Annotated in this window: 6 protein-coding genes and 3 rRNA genes; all 9 read left to right on the forward strand. The window is 43.7% G+C overall.

Annotated features, from left to right (window positions below; translation table 11 throughout):
* Positions 1–11: 11 nt before the first annotated feature.
* The 9 genes from BV60_RS22880 (at position 12) to BV60_RS0120090 (ending at position 11917) form a co-directional block, all read left to right on the forward strand.
* Positions 12–1429, forward strand: a protein-coding gene (locus BV60_RS22880; protein WP_242841039.1) for an IS3 family transposase whose coding sequence is annotated in 2 segments (ribosomal slippage) — positions 12–495 and positions 495–1429 — 1419 coding nt in all. Because the reading frame shifts where the segments join, the coding sequence is not laid out codon by codon here.
* Between the two features lie 446 nt (positions 1430–1875).
* The gene (locus BV60_RS0120055) at positions 1876–2748 is read left to right on the forward strand and encodes a helix-turn-helix transcriptional regulator (RefSeq protein WP_029324634.1); all 873 of its coding nucleotides are present in this window, start codon (positions 1876–1878) and stop codon (positions 2746–2748) included.
* A gap of 97 nt (positions 2749–2845) precedes the next feature.
* Positions 2846–3496: an ECF transporter S component gene (locus BV60_RS0120060; RefSeq protein ID WP_051656932.1), complete on the forward strand. Its 651-nt coding sequence runs from the start codon at positions 2846–2848 to the stop codon at positions 3494–3496.
* Between the two features lie 112 nt (positions 3497–3608).
* On the forward strand, positions 3609–4505 hold the full coding sequence (locus tag BV60_RS0120065; protein ID WP_029324637.1) for a type III pantothenate kinase: 897 nt from the start codon (positions 3609–3611) through the stop codon (positions 4503–4505).
* Positions 4441–5643 (forward strand): bifunctional phosphopantothenoylcysteine decarboxylase/phosphopantothenate--cysteine ligase CoaBC, encoded by a 1203-nt coding sequence (coaBC, locus tag BV60_RS0120070; RefSeq protein ID WP_029324639.1) that lies wholly within the window; start codon positions 4441–4443, stop codon positions 5641–5643. The genes BV60_RS0120065 and coaBC overlap by 65 nt, the downstream gene beginning before the upstream one ends.
* Positions 5644–5657: 14 nt before the next feature.
* Positions 5658–6749, forward strand: coding sequence for a metallophosphoesterase (locus tag BV60_RS0120075; RefSeq protein ID WP_029324640.1), 1092 nt, complete (start codon positions 5658–5660; stop codon positions 6747–6749).
* A gap of 299 nt (positions 6750–7048) precedes the next feature.
* Positions 7049–8593 (forward strand): 16S ribosomal RNA (locus tag BV60_RS0120080).
* A 63-nt stretch (positions 8594–8656) separates the two neighbouring features.
* Positions 8657–8774 (forward strand): 5S ribosomal RNA (rrf, locus tag BV60_RS0120085).
* 285 nt (positions 8775–9059) lie between these two features.
* Positions 9060–11917 (forward strand): 23S ribosomal RNA (locus tag BV60_RS0120090).
* The 16S, 23S and 5S rRNA genes sit together here, the layout of an rRNA operon.
* The last annotated feature ends 135 nt before the right edge of the window (positions 11918–12052 follow it).

A 12052-nucleotide genomic window follows, 5' to 3' on the forward strand; every position in this document is an offset into this window, starting at 1 on the left:
TCGGTATTTTTATGTCTAAATACAGTTTTGAGTTTAAGAAAAAAGTTGTAGATGCATATTTGCATGGCGAAGGTGGTTATACCTATCTGGCTGAAAAGTATGGGGTTAAGAACAGGCGCCAAGTGTTAAACTGGGTGCATTACTATAAGGAATTAGGAGATGCTGGGTTAAGGCGTTCTCGTAAGACTGATCAGTATACTTTTGAGTTTAAGCTAAGTGTGGTAGAGTCATATTTATCAAGTGAATTATCATATCAGGAACTGGCTCTATCACTCGGAATCAACAACAATGCATTGATTGGCAGATGGGTTAATGAGTTTCGAATAGCGGGGCCTGATGCACTTAGACCACGAAAGCGAGGTTGTAAAACAACTTTGGGCAAACAAAGCAGATCACATACCCCTGCCGAAGATCCGGTAAATATGGATACATCGGTTGAACACGTCAAAGAGTTAGAAGATGAATTATTAAGACTTCGATTAGAAAATGCATTTTTAAAAGAACTGAGGAGATTGCGTTTAGAGGACGAAGCAAAAATGAGAGAACGGCGCGAGTCATCAACAGCCTCCGAAGACAGTTCAAATTAAAAGACCTTCTCTCGTATACCGGTATGCCTAAAGCAACCTTTATGTATTGGCAAAAGAGATTTGATAGAGAGAATCCAGACAAAAAACTTGAGGAAATGATTCTTACCATTCGTGAAGACAACAAGGATTATGGATATCGCAGAATGCTTGGAGCGCTTCGTAATCAGGGGTATATGGTAAACAAGAAAAAGGTTCAACGTATTATGCAGAAATTGGGCCTTCAGGTTACTTCATTTACCCGTAAGAGCCGAAAGTATAGCTCCTACAAAGGAAGAGTTGGAACTGTAGCGCCCAACAGAATCCGCAGGCGATTTAAAACACATATACCTCACCAAAAAATCACAACAGATACTACTGAGTTTAAGTATTATGAAATTGATCCAAAAGGTCATATGACAATGCATAAACTTTATCTTGATCCCTTTATGGATATGTGTAATGGCGAAATACTTAGTTTTGGGATAGATAAGCATCCATCTGCCAAGAATGTAATGGATGCACTCGAACAGGCGATAGAAATCACATCAGATTGTCCTTATCGCAGAACATTTCACTCAGATCAAGGATGGGCTTATCAGATGAAAGCTTACACAAATCGTCTTAAAGAAGCACGAATCTTTCAGAGTATGTCAAGAAAGGGGTGTTGTCTTGATAACTCAGTAATGGAAAATTTCTTTGGTTTGCTAAAACAAAAAATCTACTATGGAGTAGTTTATTATAGTTATGAAGAACTGAAATCTGAAATAGAACGATATATAAAGTATTACAACGAACAACGAATCAAAGAGAGACTAGGCTGGATGAGTCCAGTTCAGTATAGACTCACCCTCTTGGCTGCATAAAAAAAGCGTAGCAGCCAAAAACTGCTACGCTTAAAAAGTCTGACTTTTTGGGGTCACCTCAAATAGTGGATGCCTTTTTTATTTTGTACAGAGCACTTATTGATGTGCTTTCGAGCTTAGTTGAGTTTATTAAAGAATTGATTATAGCGAGAGATTTATTATAAGCGATACATATACATGTAATACTTGCCAAAATAGTTAACGTAATCTTTCCATACTTTTTTGCATAATGCAGAAATCTTCATAATGTTTTACTTCCTTTCGGGCATTATTCATATGCCAATTGCTCTTTATCTTACTTGTTATGCGAGTATAATAAACCGAAGTATAATAAAATACGTGCCATAACATGGATTAAAGTAGCCAAATCTTGCAAAAATGATTTTTTTAGATATACTAAATCTAAAAATCTACAAAAAATATAGTTTTATAATCGGAGAACAATAATGAAGCCGGTATTTGAGCCTTTTGAAGATGATATTGAAATATATAAGAAAAACATTGAACACACTCCACCACATCTTCACGGATTTATTGAGTTAATTTACATATCTGAAGGATCCATGGAAATAGGTGTTGGACAAGAGTTATATCATATGGAAAAAGGAGATCTGTCAGTAATATTCCCTGGGCAGATACAGCATGTTCAGGTTTTTGATGCTGACAAGGGAACAGCCATGCACCTTATTGCATCGCCCGCTTACGCAGGCTCCTTTGCTGATACACTAATGACAAAAGTTCCTGTTTATCCTGTGATTGAAAGTAATAATCTTCATAAAGATATTAAATATGCATTGGATGCATTATATGAAGAGATTTCCGATAGCAAAGAAAAATCGGTAGGGGGTGACGTATCAAACAAGATATTATATCAATCATTTATAAGTCTGATTCTGATAAGAACTCTTCCATTTCTTAAACTTGTTGAACGAAATGAAAAAGAAAATGTTGACCTTATATATAGAACAGTGTCATATATAGCCAGAAATTTTACAGGACCTATTTCCCTTTCAAGTATGGCAAAAGACCTGTATGTCAGTCCGTTTGCTATATCGAGAGTTTTTTCCGGTACTTTTCATACTAATTTCAATAAGTATCTTAACGAGACAAGATTAAATTATGCATTAAGTCTTCTGAGATATTCAAATCAAACCATAACTGAGGTATATGAAAATGCAGGATTTGAGAGCCAGAGAACTTTTAACAGGGTTTTTGTTGAAAAAATCCATATGTCTCCGAGAGAATACAGAAAATCAATAAAGCTTGAAATGGAGAAAAACAGTGATGAGCAGTTTGCATCAATCCATGGAAATATATAGTTGTTGCATTATCTTAATTAAGCTGATATATTACAGTTGCACTGTATTCGGAATAACCTGAAACGGTAGCTTTTTTTTCAAAATAGGAGAAATTAATATGGGAAAAACATCTATGGTTGGCCGCAAGACTAATGAGAAGTCAGTTGGACTTAGCCGCGAAACACGTTATATGGTAGAAACTGCTCTTATGATAGCAGTTACACTTATCATGGGAAATACTATTCTTGGTACAATCCCTACACCATTTTTGAAAATCTCTATTGTCACTGTTCCCGTTGCACTTTCTACAATGCTTATAGGCCCTGCTGCAGGTATAATCTGTGGTATTGTATTTGGGATTAACAGCTTTGTTTCAGCTCTTACAGGTGCAAGTGGATTACTTTCAACTCTATTTACAATCAGCCCTGTCGGCGTTTTTTTCACAGCAGTAATTGCAAGATTACTTGATGCTGCCTTTGTTGGTGGTATCTATAAACTCATTCACAGAGGAAAGCTTAAAACAGCATCATATTATATAACGGGTGCGCTTATGCCACTTTTTAACACAGTATTTTTTATGACATCACTCTGCCTGTTTTTTTACAATACAGACTATGTTCAGAGCCTTGTCAGCAATTATAATGCAACAAATCCGTTTGCGTTTGTCATAGCAATGGTTGGTGTTCAGGCAGTAGTCGAAGCAGTAATCGGCTGCATACTTGGCGGTACAGTAGGCGTTGTGCTTGCAAAAGTTCTTCGCAGGGCATAACCATATATGATAGCCGGGTACAATACAAAAATGTGAAGCATGACCCGGTAACACTGCTGACAATAGACAGGTATAAGTCAGATAAAACGTGCGTTTATAGATGAGGTGCATTATGAGCAGAATAATGGCTGTTGATATAGGTAATTCAAGCATAGCGGTTGGTATTTTTAATGGCACTGAACTGGAATTTACAGGAAAAATCGGGACAATGCGTGATTATACCGAAAAAGAGCTGATCAAGGCTCTTTCCGGTCTTTTAAAGAATTACATACATGAAAAAAGCTTCGAAAAATGTCATAATACTTTTGTGGATTATCCTTTTGAAGGCTCAATCCTTTCATCTGTAGTTCCGGAGATTAATGTAGTTACTCTTAGGGCGATGGAAGAGATTACCGGGAAAAAGCCTCTTATGATGAGCTCCTTACTTCATACACAAATAGATGTTTCTAAATATGACGAAGGAAGGATAGGGGCAGATCGAATTGTAGACCTTTCTGCTGCTAAGGCTCTTTTCCCCGATAGACCTGTTATGGTCTGTGATCTTGGCACCTGTACTACGATTACCGTGGCAGATGAAAATGGACAACTCGCAGGTGGGATGATATCTCCGGGGATACAGCTATGCCTTGATGCAGAGGCGCAGAGAACAGCACAGCTTCCTCAATTGTCAGCAGGAGAAGTAACAGAAATTCTAGGTACTGATACGGTCTCAAATATGATGAGTGGAGCTGTTGCAGGAACCGCAATGATGATACAAGGGGTCGCAAAACGTGTAGCAAGCAAATATCACTTTGATGAAATGGAACTTGTGATAACAGGCGGATTGGGAGAATATGTAATTCCCTGGATGGAAATGGATGTATACTATGAGAAACAACTACTTCTTAAAGGCTTGAATGCTATATATTGGCTCAATTCAAACTGTGATGAAATGGGAGTAAAATATGCTACAAGGGAAAAATATACTATTAGGAGTTACAGGAGGGATCGCAGCTTACAAGTCGGCTGATCTTGCTTCTAAGCTCATAAAGCAACACGCAAATGTCGATGTTATAATGACTGCAAATGCTATGGAGTTTATAACGCCTCTAACATTTGAGGCGTTGACGCATAATAAATGTGTTACGGATACTTTTGACAGAAAACATCCATGGGAAGTGGAGCATATAGCACTAGCCGATAAAGCAGATATCCTTGTAATCGCACCTGCTACTGCTAACTGTATAGCTAAACTGGCTGCAGGAATAGCAGATGACATGCTGACTACAACAGCATTGGCATGCACATGTAAAAAAATAATAGCACCTGCGATGAATACACATATGTATGAAAATCCGATTACACAGCGCAACCTTCAAACCCTTAAGGATTTTGGACATATTATAATTGAGCCGGATGAAGGATACCTTGCCTGCGGAACTGTCGGAAAAGGACGGATGGAAGAACCGGCTGGAATTGTGGAAGCAATAATTCATGAGATTGCAGCTCCAAAAGATATGGAGGGTATGCGAGTTCTTGTAACGGCTGGTCCGACAAGGGAAGCCATTGATCCGGTAAGATACATAACAAATCATTCTACGGGGAAAATGGGAATTGCACTCGCAAGGGCTGCTGCGAACAGAGGTGCAGATGTTACGCTGGTTATCGGGCCAACAGATGTTCCGACACCATCGTATGTTACTACTGTACCTGTGACATCTGCTCAGGATATGTTTGATGAAGTTACGAAAAGAGCAGGTGAACAGGATATTATTATTAAAGCAGCTGCAGTTGCTGACTATACTCCCGAATCGATTTCAGACAATAAGATAAAAAAGTCTGAGGATGATAAAGATCTTTCAATTTCACTAAAGCGTACGCAGGATATTCTGAAGTGGCTTGGCGAACATAAGAAAGAAAATCAGATTTTATGCGGGTTCTCAATGGAAACAGAGAACATGATGGAGAATTCCAGAAAAAAACTTCATAAGAAGAATCTTGATATGATTTGTGCTAATAATCTTAAGGTGGCAGGAGCTGGATTTGGTGTAGATACAAATGTTATTACGATTATTTCCAGAGATAGTGAAGCTGAACTTGAGCTTATGAGCAAAGACAATGCAGCAAACCGCATTCTTGATGCACTAAAAAAGATACGAGAAAAATAAGAAAGAGGAAATCTATGTGGCTTATCGTCTTTATTGTTGCAATTGCGCTGGTTGTGGTAGGCGCGGTATATATGATTGGACAGATTTCCAGATTCAGTGCGATTAATAGAATTGTGGAAAAAAACAAGCTCGCGGGTTCAATTCTATCCTCTGTTATAATTGCTTCAGTATTTTTGATAATATGCTATACCATGTCAGTAGTTGATGGAATAGTAGTGTTTTTAAGCACGCTGATGTTTTTCTTACTATTTGGAATAATAGGCAAAGTGGTAAAAAAATACACCGGTAAAGACTATAAAGGTAATTTATGGGGATTATTGGCTGTTATTACATCTGTTATATATCTGGGAGTATCTTTTTATCTGTGTAATAACGTGTGGGAAACAACCTATAATATTCATACGGATAAGGCTATCGGGAAACTGAAAATTGCTATGTTTGCGGACTCTCATTTAGGTACGACCTTTGATGGTGACGGTTTTGCGGAGAAGATGAAAACTATAGAGGAACAGGCACCGGATGTTTTATTGATAGCGGGTGATATGGTTGATGATTCTACAAAAAAAGTAGATATACAAAAGGCCTGCAATGCGTTGGGAAAACTGAAGATTAAATATGGTGTCTGGTTTTCATTCGGTAACCATGATGAAGGCTATTATAATGGCAGAGATTTCACGGGACAGGAATTAAGAGAGATACTTAAAAGCAATGGGGTTCATGTTCTTGAGGATGAGTGTAGTCTTATAGATGACAGATTTTACATTGTAGGAAGACTTGATAAAGGATATGATTCTCGTAAAAGCATAGATGAGCTCATTACAGGACTGGATACAGATAAGTACATAATTGTTATTGATCATCAGCCAAATGATTATGCAAATGAGGCAGCGACAGCTGCAGATCTTGTAGTATCAGGACATACACATGGTGGACAGCTCATACCCATTACCTACCTGGGAGAGTGGTTTGGGGTGAATGATATGACATACGGATATAAGAAACTGAATGAAACCAATTTTATCGTTACATCAGGCATATCTGATTGGGCAATCAGATTCAAGTCCGGAACTAAATCTGAATATGTCATTATAAATGTTGAGGAATAAGCAGTATTTTCAAGGCTTTTTTGATGGTTCAAATTCGTCTTAAGAATTTATTAAGAATTTTACTTTAAATTTTTTATTGACACAGCTTATTTAGCATGATATTCTAACTGAGCTTTGAGCGACAAGCCAAGCGAAACAAACAGCACATTGACAATGAAATAGTAATGCAACCCTGAAAATTCCAAAAAGAATATTCAGAGAACAAAACAAACCTAACAAGGTAAAAACGGACAGAACAAAAGCCAAGCTTAAGTTCTGGTCAGACGAACGAGATCAGGAGAGATCCTGATAGAACATTTAAACGTGAGAGTTCGATCCTGGCTCAGGATGAACGCTGGCGGCGTGCCTAACACATGCAAGTCGAACGGAGAATATACGCTTCCGAGACTTCGGTCAAAGATTGTATATCCTTAGTGGCGGACGGGTGAGTAACGCGTGGGCAACCTGCCTCGTACCGGGGGATAACAGTTGGAAACGACTGTTAATACCGCATAAGCGCACGGTGTCGCATGACACAGTGTGAAAAACTCCGGTGGTACGAGATGGGCCCGCGTCAGATTAGCCAGTTGGTGGGGTAACGGCCTACCAAAGCAACGATCTGTAGCCGGACTGAGAGGTCGGACGGCCACATTGGGACTGAGACACGGCCCAAACTCCTACGGGAGGCAGCAGTGGGGGATATTGCACAATGGGCGAAAGCCTGATGCAGCGACGCCGCGTGAGTGAAGAAGTATCTCGGTATGTAAAGCTCTATCAGCAGGGAAGAAAGACCCTTCGGGGAGATGACGGTACCTGACTAAGAAGCCCCGGCTAACTACGTGCCAGCAGCCGCGGTAATACGTAGGGGGCAAGCGTTATCCGGATTTACTGGGTGTAAAGGGAGCGCAGACGGTGATGCAAGTCTGAAGTGAAACCCCACGGCTCAACCGTGGGCTTGCTTTGGAAACTGTATGACTAGAGTACTGGAGAGGTAAGCGGAATTCCTAGTGTAGCGGTGAAATGCGTAGATATTAGGAGGAACATCGGTGGCGAAGGCGGCTTACTGGACAGCAACTGACGTTGAGGCTCGAAGGCGTGGGGAGCAAACAGGATTAGATACCCTGGTAGTCCACGCGGTAAACGATGAATACTAGGTGTTGGGGGACGAAGTCCTTCAGTGCCGGCGCAAACGCATTAAGTATTCCACCTGGGGAGTACGTTCGCAAGAATGAAACTCAAAGGAATTGACGGGGACCCGCACAAGCGGTGGAGCATGTGGTTTAATTCGAAGCAACGCGAAGAACCTTACCAGATCTTGAGATCCTGCTGAATACAGAGTAATGTCTGTAGGCCTTCGGGACAGTAGAGACAGGTGGTGCATGGTTGTCGTCAGCTCGTGTCGTGAGATGTTGGGTTAAGTCCCGCAACGAGCGCAACCCTTGTCCATAGTAGCCAGCAGTAAGATGGGAACTCTATGGAGACTGCCAGGGATAACCTGGAGGAAGGTGGGGATGACGTCAAATCATCATGCCCCTTATGATCTGGGCGACACACGTGCTACAATGTCGTAACAAAGAGAAGCGAACCCGCGAGGGGGAGCAAATCCCAAAAATAACGACCCAGTTCGGACTGTAGGCTGCAACCCGCCTGCACGAAGCTGGAATCGCTAGTAATCGCAGATCAGCATGCTGCGGTGAATACGTTCCCGGGTCTTGTACACACCGCCCGTCACACCATGGGAGTCGGAAATGCCCGAAGCCGGTGACCTAACCGCAAGGAAGGAGCCGTCGAAGGCAGGTCGGATGACTGGGGTGAAGTCGTAACAAGGTAGCCGTAGGAGAACCTGCGGCTGGATCACCTCCTTTCTAAGGAAGAGGAAGAAGTAGGGAGTTGCATTACTGTTTTGTTGCCGGTGGCAACAGAAAAATTCCGGTGGCGATGCGAAAAGGGGAAACACCCGTACCCATCCCGAACACGACGGTTAAGACCTTATCGGCCGAAAGTACTATGCTGGAGACGGCATGGGAGGATAGGTGGCTGCCGGATATAAAAAGAAGAAGTTTTAACAGTGATGAGGGAACAGAGGAAGATCCGTTTCCTGATGACTGGTAAAACAGTCAGAAGTCTGTACCTTGAAAACCGAATACTGAAGAAAACATTTTAATCAGAGAATCCGATTAAAAGACATCGAACGGATCTGCGATCATATGATCAGGATCCGAGATCCAGAAAAAACAATGTAGCAATACATAAACGAGCATATATCGATAACGCTATATCAGATATATGCGGGAACGTGGTTATTAAATGGACCAAAAGTTCTATATAGCTGGTCAAGCTATGTAGGGCGCAGGGCGGATGCCTTGGCACTAAGAGCCGAAGAAAGACGTGATAAGCTGCGAAAAGCTGCGGGGAGTGGCAAATACACTGAGAGCCGCAGATATCTGAATGGGGCAACCCGGCAGGAAGAACTCCTGTCACTGCATGCTGAATACATAGGCATGTGGAGGGAACCCGGTGAACTGAAACATCTAAGTAGCCGGAGGAAGAGAAAACAACCGTGATTCCGTAAGTAGCGGCGAGCGAACGCGGAAGAGCCCAAACCGGGTGCTTGCACCCGGGGTTCGGACTGAATGATCGATGGAGGACGATAGCAGAAAGGTCCTGGAAAGACCTGCCAGAGAGGGTGAGAGCCCCGTAAGCGAAATTGTCCGAAGCGAGTCAGTATCCAGAGTAGGACGAGACACGTGGAACCTTGTCTGAAAGAGCGGGGACCACCCCGTAAGGCTAAATACTCCTTAGTGACCGATAGCGCATAGTACCGTGAGGGAAAGGTGAAAAGGACCCCGGGAGGGGAGTGAAAGAGAACCTGAAACCCTGTGCCTGCAAACTGCGAAAGCTCCTTATGAGAGTGATCGCGTACTTTTTGTAGAACGGTCCGGCGAGTTATGTTATGCGGCGAGGTTAAGGGCCATAGGTCCGGAGCCGGAGGGAAACCGAGTGTGAAGAGTGCGAGAGTCACATAACATAGACCCGAAACCGGGTGATCTATCCATGTGCAGGATGAAGCGGCCGTAAAAGGCTGTGGAGGTCCGAACTCACATCCGTTGAAAAGGGTGGAGATGACGTGTGGATAGGGGAGAAATTCCAATCGAACCCGGAGATAGCTGGTTCTCCCCGAAATAGCTTTAGGGCTAGCCCTGTAGCATGCCATTTGGAGGTAGAGCACTGAATATCCGCGGGGGCTTCACCGCTTACCAAAGATTATCAAACTCCGAATGCCAGTATGGCTGAGCGCAGGAGTCAGACTGTACGAGATAAGTTGGACAGTCAAAAGGGAAAGAGCCCAGATCCACGGCTAAGGTCCCAAAGTGCGTGTTAAGTGGAAAAGGATGTGGGATTTCACAGACAGCTAGGATGTTGGCTCAGAAGCAGCCACACATTCAAAGAGTGCGTAATAGCTCACTAGCCGAGAGGTCCTGCGCCGAAAATTACCGGGGCTGAAACACGACACCGAAGTCTGGGGATTGCAAGTATCTACGGGTACTTGTAATCGGTAGGGGAGCATTCACAGCAGCGTCGAAGTCGTACCGTAAGGAGCGATGGAGCGCTGTGAAGAGAGAATGCCGGAATGAGTAGCGAGATGGAGGTGAGAATCCTCCAGGCCGAATATCCAAGGATTCCAGGGTAAAGCTGATCTGCCCTGGGGAAGTCGGGACCTAAGGCGAGGCCAGACGGCGTAGTCGATGGACAGCAGGTTGATATTCCTGCACCTGATGATATCAGAACTGTGGGGACGCAGGACGAAAGTGTGAGCCGGGAAAGGAAAGACCGGTCCCGCAAGGGGGAACGAAGTAAGAGTAGTGAAGCACATGGACGTACTGCCAAGAAAAGCCACTATTGCGTATCATCAGCCCGTACCGTAAACCGACACAGGTGGATGAGGAGAGGATCCTAAGGCCGGCGGGAGAAGCATTGTTAAGGAACTCGGCAAAATGTCCCCGTAACTTCGGGATAAGGGGAGCCTGCGAGAGCAGGCCGCAGAGAAGAGGCTCAAGCAACTGTTTAGCAAAAACACAGGTCTATGCGAAACCGAAAGGTGAGGTATATGGGCTGACGCCTGCCCGGTGCTGGAAGGTTAAGAGGAGAGGTCAGGGCAACCGAAGCTTTGAATTTAAGCCCCAGTAAACGGCGGCCGTAACTATAACGGTCCTAAGGTAGCGAAATTCCTTGTCGGGTAAGTTCCGACCCGCACGAAAGGCGTAATGATTTGAGCACTGTCTCGGCAATGCACCCGGTGAAATTGAAGTACCAGTGAAGATGCTGGTTACCCGCGCCAGGACGGAAAGACCCCATGGAGCTTTACTCCAGGTTGATACTGGGATTCGGTACTGTATGTACAGGATAGGTGGGAGACTGTGAAGTGATGACGTCAGTTGTCATGGAGTCGCTGTTGGGATACCACCCTTATAGTACTGGGTTTCTAACCAAGGACCGTGAAACCGGTCCGGGGACAATGTCTGCCGGGGAGTTTGACTGGGGCGGTCGCCTCCGAAAGGGTATCGGAGGCGCTCAAAGGTTCCTTCAGAATGGACGGAAACCATTCGCAGAGTGCAAAGGCAGAAGGGAGCCTGACTGTGACACCGACGGGTGGAACAGATACGAAAGTAGGACTTAGTGATCCGGTGGCATGAAAGTGGGATTGCCATCGCTCAACGGATAAAAGCTACCCTGGGGATAACAGGCTTATCACTCCCAAGAGTTCACATCGACGGAGTGGTTTGGCACCTCGATGTCGGCTCATCGCATCCTGGGGCTGTAGCAGGTCCCAAGGGTTGGGCTGTTCGCCCATTAAAGCGGTACGCGAGCTGGGTTCAGAACGTCGTGAGACAGTTCGGTCCCTATCCGGCGCGGGCGTAGGATATCTGAGAGGAGCTGTCCTTAGTACGAGAGGACCGGGATGGACGGACCGCTGGTGTATCAGCTGCATCGCCAGATGCATAAGGCTGGGTAGCCAAGTCCGGAAGGGATAAACGCTGAAGGCATCTAAGCGTGAAGCCCCCCTCAAGATGAGATATCCCTGCTTATTGCAGTAAGACCCCTTAGAGACTATGAGGTAGATAGGCACAAGGTGTAAGCACGGTAACGTGTTCAGCTGATGTGTACTAATAGGTCGAGGGCTTGTCCAAAAAAGGATATAGAACAATAACGGATTGAAGATGAAGTATTCAGTGTTCGGTTTTGAAGGTACAAAATGCAGAAGAGATAGTCAATTGACTATCTCTTTTTTAATGCCAATTTGTTTTTGAGAATGATGTAGCAGG

This window comes from Butyrivibrio sp. AE3004, assembly GCF_000703165.1.
Classification (GTDB): domain Bacteria; phylum Bacillota; class Clostridia; order Lachnospirales; family Lachnospiraceae; genus Butyrivibrio.

Bases quoted from the DNA above. Each gene is read 5' to 3' on its own strand.
- BV60_RS0120055 (WP_029324634.1), top strand. From the start codon at position 1,876: ATGAAGCCGGTATTTGAGCCTTTTGAAGATGATATTGAAATATATAAG.
- BV60_RS0120060 (WP_051656932.1), top strand. From the start codon at position 2,846: ATGGGAAAAACATCTATGGTTGGCCGCAAGACTAATGAGAAGTCAGTT.
- BV60_RS0120065 (WP_029324637.1), top strand. From the start codon at position 3,609: ATGAGCAGAATAATGGCTGTTGATATAGGTAATTCAAGCATAGCGGTT.
- coaBC (WP_029324639.1), top strand. From the start codon at position 4,441: ATGCTACAAGGGAAAAATATACTATTAGGAGTTACAGGAGGGATCGCA.
- BV60_RS0120075 (WP_029324640.1), top strand. From the start codon at position 5,658: ATGTGGCTTATCGTCTTTATTGTTGCAATTGCGCTGGTTGTGGTAGGC.